At 55.0% G+C, this 23,717-nt stretch carries 21 protein-coding genes; 11 read left to right on the plus strand and 10 right to left on the minus strand.

Annotated elements, in window-relative coordinates:
* Positions 1–120: 120 nt before the first annotated feature.
* The gene (locus BC777_RS07300) at positions 121–1,068 is read right to left on the minus strand and encodes an SDR family oxidoreductase (protein WP_100367429.1); all 948 of its coding nucleotides are present in this window, start codon (positions 1,066–1,068) and stop codon (positions 121–123) included.
* Between the two features lie 169 nt (positions 1,069–1,237).
* Between BC777_RS07300 and BC777_RS07305 the strand changes: the two genes are divergently transcribed.
* A complete protein-coding gene (locus BC777_RS07305) occupies positions 1,238–2,131 on the plus strand; it encodes an AraC family transcriptional regulator (RefSeq protein WP_100367430.1) in 894 nt (297 codons plus the stop codon).
* Positions 2,132–2,383: 252 nt separating this feature from the next.
* Here the strand turns inward: BC777_RS07305 and BC777_RS07310 are convergent, their stop codons facing one another.
* Positions 2,384–3,304: a LysR family transcriptional regulator gene (locus BC777_RS07310; RefSeq protein ID WP_100367431.1), complete on the minus strand. Its 921-nt coding sequence runs from the start codon at positions 3,302–3,304 to the stop codon at positions 2,384–2,386.
* A gap of 88 nt (positions 3,305–3,392) precedes the next feature.
* Between BC777_RS07310 and BC777_RS07315 the strand changes: the two genes are divergently transcribed.
* From BC777_RS07315 to BC777_RS07325, 3 genes are read left to right on the plus strand one after another with little or no spacing between them, the layout of a single operon-like run.
* Complete coding sequence (locus BC777_RS07315) at positions 3,393–4,109, plus strand: type 1 glutamine amidotransferase domain-containing protein (protein WP_245834196.1); 717 nt, start codon at positions 3,393–3,395, stop codon at positions 4,107–4,109.
* Positions 4,106–4,552 (plus strand): DMT family transporter, encoded by a 447-nt coding sequence (locus BC777_RS07320; RefSeq protein WP_100367433.1) that lies wholly within the window; start codon positions 4,106–4,108, stop codon positions 4,550–4,552. Before BC777_RS07315 ends, BC777_RS07320 begins: the two co-directional genes overlap by 4 nt.
* A 10-nt stretch (positions 4,553–4,562) precedes the next feature.
* Positions 4,563–5,279 (plus strand): SDR family NAD(P)-dependent oxidoreductase, encoded by a 717-nt coding sequence (locus tag BC777_RS07325; protein WP_100367434.1) that lies wholly within the window; start codon positions 4,563–4,565, stop codon positions 5,277–5,279.
* Between the two features lie 469 nt (positions 5,280–5,748).
* Here BC777_RS07325 and BC777_RS07330 read toward each other — a convergent pair whose 3' ends face one another.
* From BC777_RS07330 to urtA, 7 genes are all read right to left on the minus strand, one after another.
* Positions 5,749–6,081, minus strand: a complete 333-nt coding sequence (locus BC777_RS07330; protein ID WP_100367435.1) for an FmdB family zinc ribbon protein — start codon at positions 6,079–6,081, stop codon at positions 5,749–5,751.
* Between the two features lie 56 nt (positions 6,082–6,137).
* Positions 6,138–7,367 carry a formamidase gene (fmdA, locus tag BC777_RS07335; RefSeq protein ID WP_100367436.1) on the minus strand — a complete coding sequence of 410 codons (1,230 nt, stop codon included), beginning with the start codon at positions 7,365–7,367 and terminating at the stop codon, positions 6,138–6,140.
* A gap of 18 nt (positions 7,368–7,385) precedes the next feature.
* Complete coding sequence (gene urtE / locus BC777_RS07340; protein ID WP_100367437.1) at positions 7,386–8,075, minus strand: urea ABC transporter ATP-binding subunit UrtE; 690 nt, start codon at positions 8,073–8,075, stop codon at positions 7,386–7,388.
* 12 nt (positions 8,076–8,087) lie between these two features.
* Positions 8,088–8,834 carry an urea ABC transporter ATP-binding protein UrtD gene (urtD, locus tag BC777_RS07345; protein WP_100367438.1) on the minus strand — a complete coding sequence of 249 codons (747 nt, stop codon included), beginning with the start codon at positions 8,832–8,834 and terminating at the stop codon, positions 8,088–8,090.
* Complete coding sequence (gene urtC / locus BC777_RS07350; RefSeq protein ID WP_100367439.1) at positions 8,831–9,955, minus strand: urea ABC transporter permease subunit UrtC; 1,125 nt, start codon at positions 9,953–9,955, stop codon at positions 8,831–8,833. Before urtC ends, urtD begins: the two co-directional genes overlap by 4 nt.
* Positions 9,956–9,966: 11 nt before the next feature.
* Positions 9,967–10,893, minus strand: a complete 927-nt coding sequence (gene urtB, locus BC777_RS07355; RefSeq protein ID WP_100367440.1) for an urea ABC transporter permease subunit UrtB — start codon at positions 10,891–10,893, stop codon at positions 9,967–9,969.
* Between the two features lie 80 nt (positions 10,894–10,973).
* On the minus strand, positions 10,974–12,242 hold the full coding sequence (gene urtA / locus BC777_RS07360) for an urea ABC transporter substrate-binding protein (RefSeq protein ID WP_100368047.1): 1,269 nt from the start codon (positions 12,240–12,242) through the stop codon (positions 10,974–10,976).
* Positions 12,243–12,472: 230 nt separating this feature from the next.
* Between urtA and BC777_RS07365 the strand changes: the two genes are divergently transcribed.
* Complete coding sequence (locus BC777_RS07365; RefSeq protein WP_100367441.1) at positions 12,473–15,811, plus strand: ATP-binding protein; 3,339 nt, start codon at positions 12,473–12,475, stop codon at positions 15,809–15,811.
* A complete protein-coding gene (locus BC777_RS07370) occupies positions 15,804–16,691 on the plus strand; it encodes a response regulator transcription factor (RefSeq protein WP_100367442.1) in 888 nt (295 codons plus the stop codon). Before BC777_RS07365 ends, BC777_RS07370 begins: the two co-directional genes overlap by 8 nt.
* 878 nt (positions 16,692–17,569) lie before the next feature.
* Here BC777_RS07370 and BC777_RS07375 read toward each other — a convergent pair.
* Positions 17,570–18,442: a MurR/RpiR family transcriptional regulator gene (locus tag BC777_RS07375; protein ID WP_100367443.1), complete on the minus strand. Its 873-nt coding sequence runs from the start codon at positions 18,440–18,442 to the stop codon at positions 17,570–17,572.
* A 114-nt stretch (positions 18,443–18,556) separates the two neighbouring features.
* Here BC777_RS07375 and BC777_RS07380 point away from each other — a divergent pair, with 114 nt between their 5' ends.
* The 5 genes from BC777_RS07380 to BC777_RS07400 all read left to right on the plus strand — a co-directional run bounded on the left by BC777_RS07380 (position 18,557) and on the right by BC777_RS07400 (position 23,715).
* A complete protein-coding gene (locus tag BC777_RS07380; protein WP_100367444.1) occupies positions 18,557–19,312 on the plus strand; it encodes an N-formylglutamate amidohydrolase in 756 nt (251 codons plus the stop codon).
* On the plus strand, positions 19,300–19,869 hold the full coding sequence (locus tag BC777_RS07385) for a TRAP transporter small permease subunit (protein WP_100367445.1): 570 nt from the start codon (positions 19,300–19,302) through the stop codon (positions 19,867–19,869). The genes BC777_RS07380 and BC777_RS07385 overlap by 13 nt, the downstream gene beginning before the upstream one ends.
* Complete coding sequence (locus BC777_RS07390; protein WP_100367446.1) at positions 19,869–21,194, plus strand: TRAP transporter large permease; 1,326 nt, start codon at positions 19,869–19,871, stop codon at positions 21,192–21,194. Before BC777_RS07385 ends, BC777_RS07390 begins: the two co-directional genes overlap by 1 nt.
* Positions 21,195–21,240: 46 nt before the next feature.
* A complete protein-coding gene (locus tag BC777_RS07395; RefSeq protein ID WP_100367447.1) occupies positions 21,241–22,278 on the plus strand; it encodes a TRAP transporter substrate-binding protein in 1,038 nt (345 codons plus the stop codon).
* Positions 22,279–22,350: 72 nt separating this feature from the next.
* Positions 22,351–23,715 carry a glutamine synthetase family protein gene (locus BC777_RS07400; protein ID WP_100367448.1) on the plus strand — a complete coding sequence of 455 codons (1,365 nt, stop codon included), beginning with the start codon at positions 22,351–22,353 and terminating at the stop codon, positions 23,713–23,715.
* Positions 23,716–23,717 lie beyond the last annotated feature (2 nt).

Consider the following 23,717-nt stretch of genomic DNA (forward strand, 5'->3'; position numbering starts at 1 on the left):
AGTGAAGGTCCGTAATGGGCCGTACATGGAGGGCGGTACTTCGGGGCTGATCCGGACGCTACGAGATCAATAAATGTCTTCTGCTACGAGCAGTGTTAAGCATAACACATCGGTAAGGTGTCAGAAGTTCCAGCTGAATTCCGTCGCCTCTTCCGACACTTCCCACAGCTGTTCCATGACCGCTTTGTCATAAGCGTGGGGATTTAACGTACATTTCCCAACCGGCCCGCCCGTTTGCATCAACCCGGTCGGGCCATAAAGCGCGCGCTGTTCCAACCCGTCCTCGGTCGCGCACATGATCTCGGGGTAAGCCCCTTTTTCGGCCGTTTGGACCATCGGCGTCTTGCTCATCAGCCACCACGTCAACCGCGTCATGAGACCTCCACTGGTGCTGATAAGTGATGTCGCGGAGGCACCGGGGTGGCAGACGTAGACCTGAACGTTCGAGCCTGTTCCCTTCAGGCGATCCTGCAACTCATAGGCAAACATCATCTGGGCCAGCTTGCTCTGGCTGTAAACAGGATTGGCGCTGTAGTTCTTGTCCCAATTCATATCATCGAACTGGATGGTTTTGATCCCCAAGTTATAGCCAAGGCTTGCAACAACGACGATACGGCCTTTACTGGCTTCGATCCGGTCAAACAACATTCCGCACAGCACGAAATGTCCGTAGTGATTTGTGCCAAGCTGACTTTCAAACCCATCAACTGTGAACTTCTGGGTTGGCACTTGTGCGATAGCTGCGTTGCAGATCAGCGCGTCAATTTGTGGAACAGTCTTCATCACCTCTTCTGCGGCGGTGCGTACACTTGCCAAATCAGACAGGTCCATTCGTACAAAGCTGACATCGGCCTCCACGCCGAATTCGTCTTTCAGGTCCTTTACCGCGGCGGTTGATTTCTCTGCGCTGCGGTTCAGCATCACAACCTTTGCGCCTTTTGACAGAAAGGTGCGCGAGGCTTGGAAACCAGCACCCGCGTTGGCACCGGTGATGACGTAGGTCTTGCCTGCGAGTGATCCGAGGCGTTCGGGAGTCCAGCCTTTCGGTCCGAAAGTCGTATCTGCCATTGTGTAGCTCCTTATGATGTCGGCACATCAGCCGCGCGGTGCCTGTTCACGTCTTGAAGGTGTAGATAACTCTCGCTGGTTCCTTGAGGTAGGCGGGATCGTCGCGAATACTTGCCTGATTGTATCAGTTGGGTTGCCAGCGCAAATTTTGCGACACTAAATTGGCTGCATGAGCAAACAACGTATCAAACAACTTATCGAAGCCTGCATTGACCAAGACGGTCTGACCGAAACCGGCATCCTGGGCGTGCGCCTGTTTCGCGCAACACAAGCGATCCCGTGCGTTCCGGCGGTGTATGAACCCAGCGTCGTTGCCATCGTCAGCGGTTCCAAGGAAGCCGTTTTGGATGGTCACAAATATCTCTACGACGACAGCCGTTACTTATGTTGCCCCATGTCGATGCCAGTAAAGGCCGGTACACCCAAAGCATCCGTTGATAATCCTCTCTATGGTGTTTTCATTTCGCTGAACCAGAGGGTCATGACGGAACTGGCGCTAGAAATGGAAAATTTCGGGCGCGCGCTCCCCATGATCAAGGGCGGTTTGCGCGCGCATGGGATCAGACTGGCAGAGTGGGATGAAGGTTTCACCGATGCGCTGCAGCGCCTTTTGCAGCTTGGCGCAAATCCAACCGACGCGGCTGTTCTTGGCGATGCCCGGCTGCGTGAACTCTACTATGCGATCCTTCAAGGCGAGGCCGGCTTGTTTGCACGACAAGCCTTTGGTGCTGGTAACGCCATTGCACGGCCCATTGCGCATGTGTCGTCCCATTTGGATGCGCCAATCTCGATTGATGATATGGCAGCCCGTGCAGGCATGAGCCGCGCCGCTTTTCATCGTAGGTTCAAACAGGTCACAACAATGGCCCCGATCCAGTTCGTGAAATCAATGCGCCTCAACAACGCTGCCATGAAGATTGCGGCAGGCATGACCGTGAACGAGGCGGCAATCGGAGTGGGGTACGTCAGCCCGTCGCAGTTCAGCCGAGAGTTTAAACGCATGTATGGACAGTCGCCACGGCAGTGGAGCAACAGCCATCATGTTGCAATTGGTAGTGCTTGAACGGTGGCGATGTCTGCACATTTTGTGAGTTTGCCCCACAACAGATTTTCCGACAACGTTGAACGTCTGCTATTCGGGCTGTGACCACAGCATCGAGATGACACGGTCAACAGCAGCAATGGGCCGTATAGCCCGGAGGCACAATCCCAAAGGTGAGATGCCGCTCTGCATTCTAAGTGTGGGAAGAGTCCAAGGTACGAATTGAAGAACGTCAATTATAAGGTTTTCGCAACAGCAACACGCGGCTCTTGATCAGCCTAACGCGTCTGCAAGCCTCTTGATCAGCCAACTGATCGCTGCATCACTGCCCGCGCGTTTGTGCCACGTAGCTGAGACCTGAAAAGGCCGAGGCGCGACCGGCGGGTCGTAGATCATCAACTGGAAGCTATTCGCCTGTGCTTTTGCCAGTCTTGATGGCACCGTGGCGATCAGATCGGTGCGGGACACGACATCAAGGGCCGATAGAAAGCTTGTGGTCATGACCGCCACCGTGCGCGAGCGGCCCGCCGTGCGAAGCGTTCTATCCACGATCCCACCCGCAGTTCCACCCGGCGCCGCTAGGACATGCTCCTGCGAGCAATAGCAATCAAGGTCAATTGCGGAATCGGCTGCAATGTGTGGATGGCCCCGGCGTGAGATGACCTTGTAGGTTTCCTCGAACAGCAAGAAGCTCTCCAACGTCCTTGGAAGTTGTCGCGCAAAGCCAAGCCACAGATCAGCGTCATTGCGTTCTAGCGCTTCAATGGCTGCGTTTTTGCCCATACCCCGAAACTCGAGCCGGATGCCTGGCGCGTCGCGGCGCAATGTCTCAATTGCAGCCGACATGAGTGTGACCTCGTAGTCCAGGGCACACACTCGAATGGTGCGGTTTTCAGTGAACGGATCAAACGGCGTCGGATCGTTCAGCATAGATCCGGCAGATTCTATGACCGCCTCGGCCACCTTTGCCAATTCAACGGCACGTGCCGTCGGCTCAACACCGTGGGGCCGCCGGATAAACAACTCATCATCAAAGAGATCACGCAACCGCGCGACGGAGTGGCTGATCGCAGTCTGAGTGACCCCCAGTGTCGCGGCAACGTCAGACAGTTTGCGCTGTCGCACCCCCTCGCGCAGTACCAAGAGCAGCATAAAATCCAGCCGGCGGACTTGAGTGTTATTGAAGTCAGACATGATCCGATTGCATTAGCAATCATATCGAAGGCCGTCCATGTCTGTTGATGCGACACAAATTCAAAGTCGCGGCTCAAGGAGAATGAAAATGAGTACTTCGAAGAAAATACTGATGATCGTCTCAAACCCGACTGTATCTCCCGTAACCAGCTGGCCTATCGGCTTTTGGTGGGCTGAGCTTTCGCATGCCTATGAGGTCTTCGCTAACGAGGGTTATGATATCCAAATTGCCTCACCTAATGGCGGTAAATTGGAGGCCGACGGGTATTCGGACCCCGAAGATGAAAGTGGCTATTCGGTCCAGGATACTATCTCGCTCGTCTTCAAAAATGATCCCGCGAAGATGAAGCTGATCGAAGACACGCCTGCGCTGTCAGACATCAACCCATCCCACTACGACGCACTCTTTGTCGTTGGCGGACAAGGGCCGATGGTGACCATGATCGATGACAAGGGTGTTCACGACTTTGTTGCGACCTTCTATGAAAGCGGCAAGGTCACCGCCGCCGTTTGTCACGGCACCTGTATTTTGCTGAAGACACAACTGTCCAACGGTGACCTACTCGTCAAAGGCAAGCGCTGGACTGGCTTCGCGAACTCTGAAGAGGAGTATGCGGAACAAGCCATCGGCCAGAAGATCCAACCTTTCTGGATCGAGACTGAGGCGCGCAAATTGCCCGACACACAATTCGAGGTGGCCGGTGCGTTAGAAGAACATGCCATTCGCGACGGCAATCTGATCACAGGCCAACAACAGGTGTCGGCTACTGCAGCAGCTCGTGAAGTGATCGCGGCGCTGTCATGACTCAGTGGTATCTCGTTCTGGCGGCCTTTGTCACTGGCGCGTTTGTACCTCTCCAACTGGTCTTCAATGGCCAGTTGGGCGGGGTGACACGCAATGCTTTCACGGCGTCGCTGATTGTGTTTCTGACAGGTGCCCTCGTCCTCGCGGTATTGGTTGCTGTAACTCGGCCAAGTCTGCCAAGCGTGACAGAGCTTGTTCAGGCGCCACCTACGGTATGGCTCGGCGGACTGATCGCTACAGGCTACATCATCGCCATCGTCGTTATCACCCCAAAGCTTGGTGTCGGATTGACGACCAGCTTGATCCTCGTCGGGCAGCTTTGCATGGCGCTGGCGCTGGATCACTTTGGAGCCTTTGGCAACGCGCAACATAACCTTGGGATCGGCCGCGCCGTTGGGCTTACCCTAATGGTGGCAGGTATTGTGAACATCAAGGCATATTAGGAGAAACTGCATGTCTACGAATGTAAAAACTATCCTTGTGACCGGCGCGAACAGGGGTCTTGGTGCGGCAATTGCGTCGGTGTTCCACGCTGCAGGCTGGCACGTGATCGGGACTGCACGAGACTCCGGGACGTTATCCCGAGACACAATCGATACACCCTACGCCCTCGATCTGTCGGAAGCGGCGAGCCTTGGCGCACTGACAACAGTGATCAACAAAAGCGGGATAAGTATTGGCCTCTTTATCAATAATGCCGGCTTTAATCCCAAGGACAAAAAGGGCGACCCGGACTACTTTCAGTCCACGTTTGCGATCGAGCACTTTTCGGCCACCAATGTGTCAGAGAGTATGTTAATCAATGCGCTTATGCCCACCGAGCTCGTGTCAAAACTGCTGCCCAACCTGACAGATGATGCGGTGGTCCTAAATGTATCATCCTGGCTAGGCTCGATTGGTGAGAAGGACATGGGCGGCCACTACGGATACGCCGGGTCAAAGGCACTGCTGAACATGATGACGCGTGCCCTTGCGTTGGAATGGCAGGGGTCACCGCGCGCTGCCGTTGCCTTGAACCCGGGTTGGATGCGGACCGATATGGGCGGCGACAATGCGAAACGCACGCCCGAAGACACGGCGAGAGATATTCTGGCTCTGTACCAATCCGGGGATCTTGGCCGCGCGAACGGGCGTTTTATCAATGCTGACGGGTCCGAACACGCCTGGTGAGTTGGATGTTTTCAGGAGCTCGAAGAAGTTTCGCATACATCTGAGGAATTCGACTTTGATCGATGGCCCTCTTCTCCAGTAAGTGGGCTACGAAGTCAGCCGTTGAAGGTCTGCTATACGGGCTGCAAACGCAGCATCCCAGTCGATGGTTGAGTGACCGGTATGGGCCGCTCGTGTCGCCAGCCAAGGTCAAAATTGAGCGGATGCTGCGCCGCACCCGGTGACCGCTTTGAGCCCAAACCGACCGATGCTGCAGCTTGCACAAGTATCCGCGATCCGCATAAAGCTGACTTTGGGCTTGTCAGTAGCGGCCCAAAACTGCTGTAGCACGACCCTCTGTTTTTCTCGCGGCGTAACCCCTCGACGACGACATTCGCTGCACCGTCAAAATCAGGAGTCAGATAGACCATTGTTTTGTGGGAGCTTCGACCGTTAGTTGCGGTCCCGATGGCTGCTTTTGCCGCGTCCTTCAGTGCGAAATCATCCATGGTCGTTTTGATGGAAAGCTTTTTGATCCGTCGGGACGGTGCAATGTCTTGCTGTTCCGCCTGTTGCCACCGCTGCAGCAACCGCAGCCGGGGCCATGGGTGCTGGTCTTCTTGGGACTGTCAGCGCTGCGCTCGTTGATTGTGTGCCCCTTCCGCAGGCTGGAGCTGACGAAGGACACGTTTGGTGCTGTCAGCATCACCCTTGGCGCCGATGCGCCGCAATGTGGGCAGTTGCAGGGATCATTGCAAAGGCTCATGCTCTTAATCGCTTCAAAGGGGCCGCATTCAATGCAGCAGTATTCATAAACGGGCATACGATATTCCTTAGAAAATTTGCAAAACCGGCCCCATTTTTGAGGCCGGTTGGCACCTAAAGGTCAGGTGCCAAAGGCACGTCAACACTGCCGTCCAGCCATTTCGTTGGCCCGTCGGCATTGGGCATCATATCCCATTCAAAGATGTCATTGGGCAGCCACAGGGTTGCACATGCATTTGGAATATCGACCACGCCCGATATGTGCCCCTGAACCGGGGCCGTTCCCAGGATGGCATAGGCCTGTGCGCCGGAATATCCAAACTTCTTGAGGTATTCGATCGCGTTCAAACAGGCCTGGCGATAGGCGATATGCACGTCCAGATAATGCTGCTCACCCTGTTCATCGACGCTGATCCCTTCGAAAATCAGGTAGTCATTATAGTGCGGCGTGATGGGTGACGGCTTGAAGATCGGGTTTTTGACCCCGTATTTCGCCATCCCATCCTTGATCAGCGACACTTTCAGATGCAACCAGCCGGCCATCTCAATCGCGCCGCAAAAGGTGATTTCGCCATCACCCTGGCTGAAGTGCAGATCGCCCATCGAAAGACCCGCGCCATCCACGTAAACGGGGAAGTAAATCTGCGATCCACGACTCAAGTCCTTGATATCGCAATTGCCCCCATGTTCACGCGGCGGCACAGTGCGTGCGGCCTCGGCCGCGGCAGCATCGCGCGCCTCGCCTTTCATCGCGCCCATATGCGCGCTTTGCGTATTCGGCAGTGCGGCCAGTGGCGGCGTCCGATCAGGTTCGGTATTGAAAAGCGCTGTCTCGCGCGTGTTCCACATATCGAGCATCTTGCGGTCCGGCAAACAGCCGATCAGCCCGGGGTGGATCAGCCCCGCGTATTTCACGCCGGGCACGTGGCGCGATTTGGTGAACATGCCGTCGATGTCCCAGATCGACTTTTGTGCTTCCGGGAAATGCTCCGTCAGGAAGCCACCGCCGTTCTGTTTGGAAAAGAAGCCATTAAAGCCCCAAAGCATGTCTTCCTTGGCGTCGATATCAAGGATTTCGACAACCAGAAGATCGCCGGGCTCGGCCCCTTTGACACCGATGGGCCCCGACAGATAGTGCACCTGTTCAAGCTCAACATCGCGTACGTCCGAGGCATCATCGTCGTTTTTGATCTGCCCACCGGTCCAGTCATAGGTTTCGATTTTGAAGTCGTCTCCGGGCTCGACCCATACGTTGATTGGGATGTCTGGGTGCCAACGGTTATGGATGTTTTCGTTGGTATGGGGGCTTTCGCTCAGATCGACCGAGATCAATGTGTCCGCCATGGGTGTATCCTCCTTGAGTTATACGGATAGGAATTTTGAGACTTTCGCCTCGTCGATGCCGTCGCGTGGGCTGTCATGCACAAAGCTGCCGTTTTCGATGACCATCACACGGTCGGCCACGTCCAGCGCGAAGCTAAGCACCTGTTCGGACACGACGATGGTCAATCCCTTCTGGTCGCGGATTTTGCGCAAGGTTCGGGCCATTTCGCGGATGATTGAGGGCTGGATCCCCTCCGTCGGTTCATCCAGCAACAGCACCTTGGGATTGGACGCAAGCGCGCGCGCGATGGCCAATTGCTGTTGTTGTCCGCCAGACAGGTTTCCGCCCCGGCGTCCCTTCATGTCGAGCAGGACAGGGAACAGTTCATAGATGTCATCGGGGACTTTGCTTTGTCCCGTGACGGTCAGCCCGGTTTCCACGTTTTCCTGCACGGTCATGGCGGAAAAGATCATCCGCCCTTGCGGGACATAGGCCACGCCCTTGGCCACACGTTGATGCGACTTCAGGCCGGTTATGGGGGTCCCATCCACGTCAACCGCCCCAGATTTTTCAGGAATAATACCCATCAGAGTTTTCATCAGGGTGGTTTTACCCATCCCGTTGCGGCCCATGATGGCCACGATTTCGCCAGCGGGCACGTTGATATCCACACCATGAAGAACTTCAGAGGCCCCGTATGCAGCGCTTAGACTTTGAACGTTCAGCATGACGTGGCTCCCTCAGTGACCCAGATAGACTTCAATGACTTTGGGATCGGCCTGGACATGCGCCATGGACCCCTCGGACAGCATTTTGCCTTGGTGCAGCACGTTTACGCGGGTGGCGATGTCGGCGACGAAGCCCATGTCGTGTTCTATCACGATGACGGAGCGGTCCTGAATGATGCGGTTCAGCAGTTCGGCGGTTTTCTTGCGTTCGGCGACGGACATGCCCGCGACGGGTTCGTCCAGCATCAACAGCTCTGGGTCCTGGATCAGCAGCATCCCAATCTCCAACCATTGCTTCTGGCCGTGGCTGAGAAAAGCTGCTTTTTCGTCCAGGAGGTCTTCAAGAAAGATGGTCTCGGCGATTTCTGCGATCCGGTGCTGGACGTTGGGACTGCGCACGAAAGCCAAGGCACCGAAGACGCTGTAGCCCGACGGATAGCTGATCTCGAGATTTTCAAAGACGGTCAGGTCTTCGTAAACGGACGGCGTCTGAAATTTGCGCCCGACACCGGCGTGCACGATCTGGTCTTCGCGCATTTTTAGCAGTTCGTGGTCCTTGAATTTGACCGATCCATCTGTGGCACGGGTCCGCCCGCAGATCAGATCCAGCACAGTGGTCTTACCGGCCCCATTCGGCCCGATGATCACCCGGCATTCGTTAGGTTCCACATAAAAGCTGAGGTCGTCAACCGCTTTGAACCCGTCAAATGATACGGTCAGCCCTTCGACCTTGAGCATATAGCGTTCTTGCAAGCTCATTGAAGTGCCTCTTCTTTTTGGGGTTGAGATTTGCGGCTTTTCCAAAGGCCCGTGAGTTGTGGAAGGACTTTTTCGGTCCAGACACCTGCCAACCCGTTGGGGAACAGCATCACGACGGCGATGAACAGTCCCCCCAGCCCGAACAACCACAGTTCCGGAAAGCTTTCGGAGAAGCTGGTCTTGGCCCAATTGACCAACAATGCGCCATAAACAGCCCCGATGATCGACAGCCGTCCCCCGACCGCGCAGAAAATGACCATTTCGATGGATGGCACGATACCGACCAGCGTGGGTGACATGAACCCAACCTGCAGGGTGAACATCGCCCCGCCGATCCCGGCAAAGGCCGCACCAAGGCAGAAGATGAAGATCTTGAAGCTGGCCACGTCATAGCCGGAAAAGCGCACCCTATCTTCCTGGTCGCGCATTGCAATCAGGATGCGCCCCAATTTTGATTTGCGCACGAAGTGGGCGATGAACAGCACCACGAACAACAGTGCACCATTGACGTAATACAGCACCTCTTTCGCTTCATCTGTGCGAATGTCCCAGCCTTTTAGCGTGCGTAGGTCGGTGATCCCATTGACGCCACCCGTGAACCCTTGTTGCCCGATAATCAGGATCGTCAGGATTGCGGCGAACGCTTGGGTAATGATCGCAAAATACACCCCGCCAACGCGTCGACGAAACATGGCGACCCCGATGATGAACGCAAAGATCACAGGCACAATGACAACGGCGATCAAGGCAAAGGTCAGGCTGTAGAATGGGGTCCACCACAGGGGCAACTCCGTCAGCTGGTTCCAGTCCATGAAATCGGGAATACCCGGTGTGGACTGGATGGATGTGTTTTCCGGTGTGGATGCCTCTAGCTTCAAAAACATCGCCATGCAGTATCCGCCAAGGCCAAAGAACACGCCTTGGCCCAGGCTGAGGATGCCGCCCGCTCCCCAGCACAGTGCGAGACCGACAGCGACAAAGGCATAGGTCAGGTATTTCCCGAACAGGTTTAGCCGAAAGTTATCAAGCGCAGCGGGCAACAGCAGGAAGATCACAAAGGCCAGCACAGCAAAGGCAGCCGCTTCGTGGCGCGTGAACAATGGGTTTTTCGAAAGCGTCATATCCGGTGTCCTTACTTGCGCAGCTTGAGAGAAAAGAGCCCTTGCGGACGCACCATCAGGATGCCCACGACTACCAGCAGGGTCAGGACCTTGGCCATGGAACCGGACAAGAAGAACTCCATGATCGATTGCGCCTGGCTGATCGAGAATGCAGAGGCGATGGTGCCCAGAATGCTGCCCGCGCCGCCAAAGACGACCACTAGGAAGGTGTCCACGATATAAAGCTGGCCTGCGGTCGGTCCGGTGGAGCCGATCATCGTAAACGCCGATCCCGCGACGCCAGCGACGCCGCAACCGATGCCAAATGTCAGCCGGTCGGTCCATTCGGTATTGATGCCAACAGCGCCTGCCATCACCCGGTTCTGGTTAATTGCACGCACCTGCTTGCCCCAGTTCGACCGGAACATCATGATGTAGACGGCCATGGAAATGCCCACAGCCAACACCATGACGAAAATGCCGTTGATCGGTACTTCGATCATGTCAGTGACGGGCATGGATCCCATCATCCAACTGGGAATAGTCACGCCGACCTCGCGCGCGCCAAAGGCGGTGCGGTAAAGCTGCTGCAATATCAGGCTAAGACCCCAAGTCGCCAGAAGCGTATCAAGTGGACGCTTATAGAGATGCCTGATGATCGACCATTCGACCAAAAGCCCCAGCGTCCCTGAAGCGATGAACGCAAGGATCATGGCCACAAAAAAGTAGGTGCCAAACAGTGCTGGCATGTAATCGGCAAAGAAAATCGATGTGAAATAAGTGACGTAGGCGCCAAGGATCATGAATTCGCCATGGGCCATGTTGATCACGCCCATCTGTCCGAAAATGATTGCGAGCCCGAGGGCCATCAGCACGAAGACGGAAAACAGGATAAGACCGGCGAACCCTTGCATCGCAAAGATCGCGCCCAACTCGGACATGGAATAGTCGGAAAACATGGCTTTCCCTTTGACAGATGGTTGGAATTAGGAAGGGGCGGCCCACCCTTGCAGAATGGGTCACCCCAACGGACGAACGCCTACTGGTAGCCTTCGGGGAAGGGGTTCGGCTCAACCAGTTCGGCGGTCTCAAACACGACCTCATATTGGCCATCGGCCTTGGCCAAACCAACGCGTGTTTTGGACCAGAGGTGGTGGTTTTCATGGACTTTGACGTAGCCCTCGGGCGCGGTATCCAATTCGATCCCGACCTGCGCTTCGCGCACCTTGTCGACGTCAAACGACCCGGCTTTTTCCACGGCCGCTTTCCACAACCAAGGGCCCAGATAGGCGGCTTGGGTCACATCGCCGATCACGATGTCCTCGCCCCACATTTCTTTGAATGCTTCAACAAAGGCGATGTTGTTCGGGTTATCCAGCGATTGGAAGTATTTCATGCAGGCATAAGCGCCTTCCATGTTTTCGCCGCCGATCCCAAGGATTTCATCCTCTGTCACCGAAATAGTCAGCAAGATCGGATCTTCCTCGGTCATATTGATGCCAGCGGCCTTCAGCTGCTTGTAGAATGCAACGTTCGAGCCACCAACAACGATGGCATAGATGACGTCAGGTCTGCGCAAACGGATCTTGTTGATGACTGAGTTGAATTGAGTATGGCCCAGCGGGTAATAATCCTCGCCAACCACTTCGCCACCAAGGAACTGCTCGATGTGCGTGCGGGCAATCTTGTTGGATGTGCGCGGCCAGATATAGTCGGACCCTAGCAGATAGAAGGAATTTGCCCCCTTCGTTTCTTTGACCCAATCAAGGCCCGCAATGATCTGTTGTGTCGCCTCTTGGCCAGTGTAGATCACGTTCGGGCTCTGCTCGAGGCCTTCGTAGAATGTGGGATAGTACAGGAAGCCGTTGTTCTGCTCAAAAACGGGCAATACAGCCTTGCGGCTGGCTGAGGTCCAGCACCCCATGACCGCCGGGACCTTATCGCTGACCAGCAGTTTGCGCGCTTTTTCTGCGAAGGTTGGCCAATCAGAGGCACCATCCTCCTGAATGACCTCGATCTGACGACCCAGAACCCCGCCCATTTCGTTGATCTGTGCGATGGCCAGTTTTTCAGCTTGGACCGACCCGGTTTCCGAGATCGCCATGGTACCGGTAACGGAATGCAGGATACCTACGGTGACAGTCGTATCCGTGACGGCAAGGCCCGTCACGTTCACTTCCGCTGTGGGGTAATCTTGTGCAAGAAGAGTTGATGGTGCGAACAGGGCGGCACCAAATGCAGCGCTTCCTGCCATCATGGCGCGGCGGCTGACGGCCATCGGGTCTTTCGACTTGGGTGTGTCGGACATATCCATTCCTTTTCGGATGCTAAAACATTGGGCGAAAACAGGGTGCGCCCGCTGTTTCAGGATCAGCAGAAAGGCTGTGGGCCGATATACGTCGAATGACGTATAGGCCTGCGCGTTTTGTCCCTTATGCTCCTGTCACAAGGGGAATCCGACAACGGGAGGCGCAATAATTCTACGGCAAGTGCTGTGGCTTGTGCCTGTCCGTTTGGTTTTTGATTGGACATGTGGTGATGGTGACGGCACTTAAGGCGACCAGTGAGAAACGGACCTACAACCGGTGGGTCGCCAACGAAACGATGGAAGACTTTGCGCTGCGTTTCACCGCCCGCCGGGCGCGCAAGTGGAGCTATGCACGGGTTGCAAACACGGCCATCGGGTCGATCTCGTTTCTGGCACTAGAGGCGATCGGGGCTGCGATCACGATCACCTATGGCTTCGATATCGCCATCGCCGCCATCATGTTTGTCGGCGCGCTGCTGTTTCTGACCGGCCTGCCAATTTGTTACTATGCCGCCCGATATGGGGTGGACATCGACCTGCTGACACGCGGCGCGGGCTTTGGCTATATCGGCTCCACCATCACATCGCTGATCTACGCATCCTTCACATTCATCTTCTTCGCTTTGGAGGCGGCGATCCTTGCACTGGCACTGGACTTTCTGTTCGGACTACCGATTTTTCTTGGCTATATTGTTAGCGCCCTGATTGTAATCCCGCTGGTGGTGAACGGGTTTTCCAAGATATCAACCTTCCAGACGTGGACACAGCCCTTTTGGGTGGTGCTTCACATCATGCCGTTCCTGCTTCTGGCGTTTGTGGGATATGACATCGACACCTGGATCGGGTTCGAAGGTACCGAAGCGGGCAAGGGGATGTCCACGCTGCTGATGTTTGGTGCGGCTTCTGGGGTGATCTTTTCGTTGGTGGCACAGATCGGCGAACAAGTCGATTTCCTACGTTTCCTGCCAGAACCCAAGACAAGCAAAGACAAGCAACATTGGTGGACAGCCCTTATTGTGGCGGGCCCCGGCTGGTCGGTCATTGGTGTTCTCAAGATGATCGCAGGATCCTACCTGGTCACCCTGGCGATACGCGAAGCGGTTCCGTTGGAGGATGCGGCTGACCCCACGCATATGTACTTCACCGCCTTTGATCAGGTATTCGGATCCCCGGCGCTTGTCTTGGTCTTGACCGGATTGTTTGTGGTTCTGTCGCAATTGAAGATCAACGTGACCAACGCCTATGCAGGGTCCATCGCGTGGTCGAATTTCTTCTCTCGTTTGACACACAGTCACCCCGGGCGAGTTGTTTGGCTCGTCTTCAATGTGGCCATTGCGGTGATGTTGATGGAACTGGGCGTTTTCGAAGGCCTCGAACAGGTGCTGAGGCTTTATTCCCACGTCGCGGTCGCATGGATTGGTGCACTTGTGGCGGATCTGGTGATTAATAAGCCGCTGGGCCTGAGCCCCAAGGGGATCGAATTCCGCCGTGCCCACCTCTACGATATCAATCCCGTCGGGATCGGGGCGATGGGACTGGCCTGTATCTTATCTCTGGTGGCAGTGACGGGTGCGGTAGGCCCCCTTGCGCAGGCTTTTTCCACGATCATCGCTTTGGGTTCGGCCTTTATTTTTGCACCGCTGATCGCCTATGCAACAAAGGGCAAATACTACCTAGCGCGCTCTGACGATGGAGAGGCGCCAGAAGGGTTACAAAGCTGTTCGGTCTGCGACTATCGGTTTGACGCCGAAGACATGACACATTGCCCGTTTCATGCGGGTGCGATCTGTTCACTCTGCTGTACACTGGACAGCAATTGTCAGGACGCCTGCAAGCCGCATGCGCGGTTGGAAACGACCTTTCGAGACATGCTGGATTACGTCTTTCCACCGGACATTGTGACGTTGCTGGTGTCACGCCTATCACGGTTTCTGGTGTTCACCACCCTGATCGGTGGCTGCTTTGCCGGAGTATTGTTGTTGATTAGGTCCATGGAAGGCAGCCCAAACTTTGCTGCCGTTCTCACCGTTATCTTTGGGATCTTTCTTATCATTATCGGGATATCGGTGTGGATGTTCCTTCTGGTCAATGAAAGCCACCGCAAGGCACGGGCCGAAACGAACCGCCAAACCGACCGCCTGTTGCGCGAAGTCAGGGCGCATGAGCGCACTGATGTCGCCCTGCAAGCAGCCAAAGAAAAGGCCGAGGCCGCTAATCTGGCCAAGACACGCTATATGACCGGGCTTAGCCATGAATTACGCACGCCGCTCAACGCGATCTACGGCTTTGCCCAAATTCTGGAAAAAGACCCAACGATGCCCAAGCACCGCAGAGACTCTGTGACAACGATCCGGCGCAGTAGCGAACATTTGGCCGGTCTGATCGAAGGATTGCTTGATATCTCGCGCATCGAAGCCGGGCGGCTGGAAATCATGCGCGACCGCATCAATCTGCGGATGTTCCTTAAACAGGTGACCTCGATTTTTGAAGAAGAGGCGCGTGAAAAGGGCGTCACCTTCACTGTCGAAACACGCGGCAATTTCCCGACCTGGGTCGGGTTTGACGAAAAACGATTGCGGCAGATCCTTATCAATCTCTTGTCGAATGCCTTGCGTTATACAGATCAGGGAACGGTGCAATTAAAGGTGACATACCGCAACGAAATCGCGGTGATCGAGGTGTGCGACACCGGAATAGGCATTGATCCGCAGTTCTTGTTGCGCATCTGGCGCCCGTTTGAGCGGGCCAATCATAACGGCACGCGCGGCTCTGGGCTTGGCCTGACAATCACAAAATTACTGGTCGAAATACTGGGCGGCAATATCGATGTTGAAAGCCAACCCGGTAAGGGCAGCACCTTCCGCGTCAAACTGATGTTGCCATCCATCGCTCATGAAGGGGCAAGCGAAAGCGGTATTGCAAAAGAGGCCCGCCCGCTATCGGTCGTCGGGTATCATGGTCCACGACGCTCAATCATGGTGGTGGATGATGATTTACACCATCTGGAACTGGTCAGTCACATCTTCGAACCGCTTGGATTTGTCGTCATCACCGCCGCAAGCGCGGAGGTCGCATTGGACATGCTCAGCGACTTCAGACCTCACCTTTTCATCCTCGACATCGATATGCCCGGCCAAAATGGTTGGTCACTTGCACAGCATCTGCGAAACGGAACCCTTGTTGGGGTGCCAATTATCATGATCTCGGGGCACGCGAAGGACGCCGAAACACCAATTGCGCAACTGGCACTTTACGACGCCTTTATCGCCAAGCCATACAATCTGGATGATCTGGTGATGCGCGCAGCGGAATTGTTGAAGCTAGAGTTCAAATTCAAGGACGATATCACCAAGGTACATGAACATGCTGCGGCATTGTCGCCGCGCGATATCTCTGAATTGATCAAGCTCGCCCTGTCCGGTCAGGCAAGTGCCATCCGCAAGCACCTGCAAGAATTAGAGGATACGCAAGCCTGCCCAAAGCCGCTGCTGGTCACGCTCAAAGGGCAACTTGCCTCATTCGATCTGAAGGGAATGGCACAGAAACTCGAGGCTGAAGCCGATGGGTAAACATCATATCACCGAACAAAATATCGCATTGGTCGTCGATGATGACCCAAATTCGCTCAGCATGATCTCAACTGCGCTTGAGGAAAGTGGTATGTCAGCCATTGTCGCCCGAGACGGCCAAACCGCCATTGAATTGGTCGGGCGCATTAACCCAGATGTCATACTGCTGGATGCGATCATGCCGCGGATGGACGGGTTCGAAACCTGCCGTATTCTTAAACAAGGCGCGCAAGCAACGAACGCACCGATCATCTTCATGACGGGCCTGACTGAACCCGATGACGTCCTGCGCGGCCTGTCCGCTGGCGGTGTCGATTACATCACCAAACCCGTCGTGGTCGACGAATTGGTTGCACGCATCGGCATTCATATCGTCAATTCCAAACTGATCCAGACCGCCCGGGATGCGCACGATCTGGCAGGACGTTATCTGCTTGCATTTGATACCAGCGGCGCATTGCTCTGGGGGTCGCAAATGGCCATGGTGGCATTTGATATTGCGCCGAGTGATAACAGCGCATTGCAAAACTGGTTGAAAAGTTGCGGACAAAAGCCGGTTTCGCAAATTGCTCCTCTCCGAGTAGATGGCTTTGAGTTTCACTATGTCGGCATATCAAGCACACAGGAAATTCTGGTCAAACTTAAGAAATCTACTGGCGAAAGCAATGAACAGACGCTCGCCCGATTACTTGAGCTGACGAGCCGCGAGGCGGAAGTGCTGTATTGGCTAACACTCGGCAAAACCAACCGCGACATCAGCGCCATTCTGGGCCTGAGCCCTCGGACAGTGAACAAACACCTAGAACAGATTTTCCAGAAGATGGGCGTCGACAACCGAACCTCAGCCGCAGTTGTCGCCGACCGTATTCTCCATATGTAACCATGTGCCTGTCAGCCTTTTCTTTGTTACTACGCCTTGCGCTAAAGACCGGTTTATTTGGCATGACGGGTGCCACATCGGCAGACGGAGCGATAGCCATGGCTCCGCCTGCGAAGCCCAAAGCCGAGGTCCGCTCTCGGCGGCTGGCATCCCCCCATTTGCGCCTGCAACAAACGTCCGGAATCTGCTGTTGCTACTATTCGTTGCGCGCACGAACTGCAGTAAGCGGCCAGACGATTCGGAATCACCAACGGCGGTTTTGTCCCGCAGACCGTGAGTTCGCTTGTGCTGAGATTTTGCAGGCGCAGCGAATGGCTGGTTCGACGGGCTGCACTGCAGAATCCAGAACCAGCGGCCAAGGTCGGCTCTGGGACGAGAACGTCGCTTTGCAGAGCCCTGCTCTGAGGTGCGACACTTCGGAGGTTCGCGGACATGAGAGCGAAATTCCGCGGTCTCGCAAATGACCGGTTCGCAGCATCAGGTTACCCTGGTCGAAGGCTATGAGCAGAAAAAGTCGCCCAATTCTGCTGCACACTTTGCTGCACAAATAGCAACCCTCGGAAATCCTGACCCCAACAAAAACATAGACTTAAGTTACTGATATAAAATAACTTTCGGACTTCGTCTCCGCCATCAAACGGCGATATACCTTTTGAAAACAATAATTTACCCATTTCAAAGTCGTATGTATGCCCGATTTTGTCCCCCAGCACTCGTTGAGTGCCCTGCCTCACGGATCAAAGATTTCATCTGATATGTCCAATTCTTCGATGAGAGCCGGATTGCAGCCAAGATCGGACATACCGATCACAAGCGGGGCACGGAGTAGACTAACCCTCGCATCAAGGGCTCACCATCCACATCAAGGCGACACCACGCTATGTGAACTTCCGAAACAGCTTGGTTTGATCAAACATATCTTCCAGCCCTTCAATACGGGCCTTCGTCTGTGTCCAGTTCAACGTTTGGACAGATGAAATCATTGTTTCCAATAGCAGCATCATCGTCGTCGCACTGTCCCAAGCTGATGGGACAACGATCCGATTGCTCAGGCAGACAGTCGCCACTTGGTGTACCGGCGAACGCCATTGGTCCGTCATCAGAACGATTTTGGCTCCGCGTTCGTGCGCGAGTTCCGCCAGTTTCAACGTGTTGTTCTCGTACCTGCGCACATCAAAAATAACGAAAACGTCTCCTTCCTTGGCGTTCAGCAGGTAGTGCGGCCACGTATTTGAGGTGGACTGCACGTGCGTCACATGGGGTCGGATGACCTGCATGTGCAGGAACAGGTATTCGGCCAGCGTGTGTGTAATCCGACCGCCAACGATAAAAAGATGTCGATCCGCGTCTGCAATCAGATCACAAGCCTGGTCAAAGGCAGTGGGGTCAATCTGACCAAGCGTGAGGCGGATGTTTTCGATCACGGCCTCAGTAAAGCGATTGAGGATATGGCCCGAGGGTGCTGCTTCTGCCCATGTGTCATGTTTTGCAATGGGCGTTTTCACCTTTGCCTTCAGTTCCTCGCGCAGGGCGGCTTGAAATTCCGGGTAACCCTTGTAGCCAAGTTTTTGAACCATGCGGGCAACGGTCGGCACCGACACATCCGCATCTTTTGCAAGGGCGGTCAGGGGCCCAAGGCCGGAGGCCGGGTAGTTTTCCAGTACAGACAGCGCCAGCTGCCGCTCTGCCCGTGTCAGATCATCCAGCATCTTGTGGATGTGATCTGATATCGTTTGTGCGGCCTCTGCCATCGTTGCCTCCATTTTGTTCAAAAAAATAACAGTACAAACTGATCTGTGATAAATATTTCACAATTGTGTTGACACGGCCCTCATATGGCAAGCACTTTATCAACAGGGGTGCCTATGGACTTACATCAAGATGATTCAAGGGTTGTTGAGGTTTCGCGCAGCAGGGCACGTTCCGCAATTGTCTTGGTTTGTGAGCATGCCAGTTTTCATATTCCAGAGGATTTGAACAACTTGGGCATCAGTATTGCTGCCAAGCGCAGCCATGTGGCGTGGGACCCAGGTGCGATAGCGGTTGCCCAGCGCATGTCGAAAGACCTTGATGCGGTGCTTGTCGCTTCAACCGTCTCCCGCCTTGTCTATGATTGCAATCGTCCGCCAGAGGCCACTGACGCGATACCTACCCGCAGTGAGATCTATGATGTGCCGGGCAACGTCGGCCTGACTGATAACGAAAAGCGCGCACGGGTTGCACGCTACTACGCCCCGTTTCGTGAGAAACTTGCATCAGAGATCGCTCGCCGCACCAATCCGGTCATCGTAACGGTTCACAGCTTTACGCCGAATTACAACGGCGAGACGCGTGAGGTCGAGATCGGGATATTGCATGATCGTGACAGTGCGTTGGCGGACGCGGTCATGCAGGTTGCCAGCGGTCATGTTGTGCGCCGTAATGATCCATACGGCCCCAAGGATGGCGTAACCCACACTTTAAAAGAACATGCACTCAAACACGGCCATCTGAACGTGATGATTGAGGTGCGGAACGATTTGATTGCAGATGAAACAACCCAGACTGCGATGGCAAAAACGCTGACAGGTTGGATCACACAGGCACTGGAAACCTTGGGGGCCGACGCATGCAAAGCGTAATGCGTGGATACATCCGCAGCGTGGACGCCGTGAACTACCGGTTGGGTCGGGTGATGATGTACGGGATCTTTGTGTTGATGGGGATCCTGCTTTGGTCGTCGATCAGTAAGACGTTTTTTCTACCGACGCTCTGGACGTTGGAAATGGCGCAGTTCGTGATGGTTGGATACTACATTCTGGGTGGCCCATATTCCCTGCAACTGGGATCGAATGTGCGGATGGACCTGCTCTACGGCAGCTGGTCTGTCCGGCGCAAAGCGTGGTTTGACGCGATCACTGTGCTGTTCCTGATCTTCTATCTTTGCGTGCTGATTTATGGCGCCGTCAGTTCGACCGCCTATTCGCTAGGATACTGGAAAGACGCGCCATTTTCGTTCCTTGCTGGCGTTGTCACTGGCACCGAGGAGGTTGGTACGCTGGAAAGGTCGTCCTCATCGTGGCGTCCGTACCTTTGGCCTATCAAAGTGGTGATGATCGTTGGCTTTGTTTTGATGCTGCTGCAATGCATCTCGGAACTTTTCAAGGATATCCTGCGTCTCAAAGGTGCTGAAATCTGATGCCTTATGAGATGATCGCGACCCTCATGTTTTCGACCATGATGCTGATGCTGCTGACCGGGCAGCGGGTGTTTGGGGCGATTGGGTTTGTCGCTGTTGTCGCGGCGTTGCTGCTATGGGGCGACAAGGGCGGCTATGACATAGGTTTTGCTGCCGCGATGAAGCTGATGAAATGGTATCCGCTTCTGACGCTGCCGATGTTCATTTTCATGGGTTACGTGCTAAGCGAGTCCAAGATCGCCGATGACCTTTACAAGATGTTCCACGTCTGGATGGGCGGCTTGCGCGGCGGGCTTGCCATCGGGACCATCGGACTGATGGTGCTGATCTCCGCGATGAACGGACTAAGCGTGGCGGGCATGGCGATTGGTGCCACCATTGCACTGCCAGAGCTGCTGAAACGCGGTTACGACAAGCGCATGGTCACCGGGGTTATTCAGGCCGGATCGTCGCTGGGTATTCTTGTGCCGCCTTCTGTGGTGCTCGTGCTTTACGCGATGATCGCGCGGCAACCGGTGGGACAGCTTTGGCTGGCAGGTGTCATCCCGGGGCTGATGATGGCAGCTCTATTTATCCTCTACATTACGATCCGCTGCTGGAAGAACCCCGAATTGGGGCCTGCCCTGAACCCGCAAGAGCGTGACCTGCCCATGGCTGAAAAGCTGCGCCTCCTGCGCGCGGGCCTGCTGCCGCTAATGATCTTTGCGGTGATGATGGTCCCTTTTGTGAACGGGTGGACATCGCTGGTCGAAAGCTCGGCCATCGGCGCGATTACGGCGTTCATGGCGGCGGTGTTCAAAGGACGCATGACCCGCGAAGTGTTTGAAAATTCGGTCCGCAATACGCTGGGCATCACATGTATGTTCATGTGGATCATCCTTGCAGCACTTGCTTTTGGCGCGGTTTTCGACGGGCTCGGCGCTGTCAAAGCCATCGAAAGCTTGTTTACGGAACGCCTTGGCCTGAACCCTTGGGTGATTCTGATCCTGATGCAGCTATCATTTATCCTAATGGGCACCTTTCTGGATGACACGGCGATGCTCGTCATCGTGGCGCCGCTCTATGTGCCGTTGGTAGGCGCGTTGGGGTTCGATCTGATCTGGTACGGTATCCTTTATACCATCACCTGCCAGATCGCCTATATGACGCCGCCCTTCGGATATAACCTGTTTCTGATGCGGGCGATGGCCCCGCCTGAGATCAGCATTCAGGACATCTACCGATCCATCGGGCCATTTGTGCTGGTGATGGTTGGGGCGCTCATCCTTGTGATGGTGTTCCCGCAGCTGGCACTTTGGCTGCCCAATTATGTTTACGGAAATTAAAGTAAAGAACTCCGCCAACGGAGCCCAATCAAACAAGGAGAGTATCATGACCACAAGACGTAATTTTATTCGGAAGGCGGGCCTTGTAGGGGCCGCGACGTTAGCGGCACCTTCGATTGCCCGTGCGCAGGAAGCGATCAAATGGCGCTTTCAGACCTATGCAGGATCGGCCCTTGGCGAACATGTGACCAAGCCGGTCATCGACTATATCAACACAGCCGCCAATGGTGAGTTGGAGGTTGAACTGTTCTATGCCGACCAGATTGTTCCCACTGGCGAACTGTTCCAGGCCTTGCAGCGCGGCACCATTGATGGCGTGCATTCTGACGACGATTCAATGGCGTCACCCACGCCCTTGCAGCAGTTTGGTGGTTACTTCCCATTTGCCACCAAGCACATCCTTGATGTGCCTGTGCTATTTAACCAATACGGCCTCAAGGAGATTTGGGAAGAAGAATACGCCAAGGTTGGTGTCAAATGGTTGTCGGCTGCAGGGCAAGACCCCTGCAACTTCAACACCACAAAAGAGATCACCAGTGTGGCGGACCTTGATGGTTTGCGGCTTTATACCTTCCCGACAGCAGGCCGGTTCCTGACGCAGTTCGGTGTTGTTCCGGTAAACATCCCATACGAGGACGCCGAAGTTGCTGTGCAAACAGGCGAGCTGGACGGCATGGCGTGGTCCGGTATCACCGAAGACTACACTGTTGGGTGGGCGGACGTGACCGACTACTTCCTGACGAACAACATCTCGGGTGCGTGGATCGGATCTTGGTTCGTGAACGAGGAACGCTGGGCCGATCTGCCAGAGCATCTCAAAGCCATTGTGATGGCCGCAACTGAAGCTGGCCACACGTATCGCAACCAGTGGTACTGGGGTGGTGAAGCGGCACTGCGCGCCAATGGCGACAAACTGCAACTGCGGTCGGTTCCGGCGAACGAATGGGCCGAGGTCGAGAACGCAGCCAAGGCGTTCTGGGAAGAAGTGGCGCAAGAAGGTGAAGTGCATCAGAAGATCGTCAACATCTTCAAAGAGTATAACGCCGTTATCAATCAGGCCGGCGCACCTTACAATTTCGAGTAAGACACCACAGAAAAGATCAAACCATCCCGCAATACGCGCGGGGTGGTTTCAACGCACATAAGGACACAGATCATGGCTGGCAATCTCACGTTTGAGGCACTTCAAGCGGCTGTCAAAGACGGCTCTATTGATACGGTCCTGACCTGCTTTCCAGACATGCAGGGCCGCTTGATGGGCAAGCGCTTTCACGCTGTGAATTTTGTCGAGACATCTTTCAAGGAGACGCATTGCTGCAACTACTTGCTGGCCACCGACTTGGAGATGGCCACACCCGATGGCTACGCTGCGAGTAGCTGGGAAAACGGCTATGGCGATTACATCATGGCACCCGACCTGACCACGATCCGCATCTTGCCGTGGCTTGAAGGGACAGCGATGGTCCTGTGCGACATCCTTGATCACCACACACACGCACCGGTGCCCCATGCCCCGCGTCAGATACTGAAAAAGCAGATTGCCCGCCTGAAGGAACTTGGCTTTGACGCAATGATGGCGACTGAGCTGGAGTTCTTTCTTTTCGAGACGTCTTTTGACGATATCCGCAAGAACGGCTTTCGCGATCTGACCCCGATCAGCGGGTATAATGAAGATTACCACATCCTGCAGACCACCAAGGAAGAAGGCGTGATGCGCCCGATCCGCAATCATTTGTTTGGCGCTGGTCTGCCCATTGAGAATTCCAAAGGGGAAGCTGAAACCGGTCAGGAAGAGCTGAATATCCGCTATGCCGACGCCCTTGATTGTGCAGATCACCACACGATTGCAAAGAACGCGATCAAGGAAATCGCGTGGCAACAGGGCCATGCCGCGACTTTCTTGCCGAAGTGGGATCATACAAAGGTGGGCAGTTCATCGCACGTGCATCAGTCGCTTTGGAAAGATGGCGCGCCAGCGTTCTATGACGCCAATGCTGACCTTGGCATGTCTGATCTGATGCGGCACTACATGGCCGGGTTGATCGCTTACGCCCCGGACTACACGTTCTTTTTGGCTCCCTACATCAACAGCTATAAGCGTTTTGCAAAAGGCACCTTTGCCCCGACAAAGACCGTCTGGTCCGTCGACAACCGTACCGCTGGTTTCCGCTTGTGTGGCGACGGCACCAAAGGCGTCCGCGCTGAATGCCGGATCGGCGGCTCGGATCTGAACCCATATCTTGCACAGGCTGCGATGCTGGCCGCCGGGATAAAGGGGATCGAGGACAAGATGGAATTGGCCCCGCCGACCAAGGGCGATGTTTATGAGGATGCCAAAGCACAGGACATTCCCCAAACACTGCGCGCGGCGACAGAAACACTGCGCAACTCGGCCATGTTACGCGAGGCGATTGGCGGCGATGTGATTGACCACTACACCCGCTGTGCCGAATGGGAACAAGAAGAATTCGACCGCGTGGTGACAGATTGGGAAATCGCACGGGGTTTTGAAAGGGCATGAAG

It is taken from the genome of Yoonia maricola, assembly GCF_002797915.1.
Classification (GTDB): Bacteria; Pseudomonadota; Alphaproteobacteria; order Rhodobacterales; family Rhodobacteraceae; genus Yoonia; species Yoonia maricola.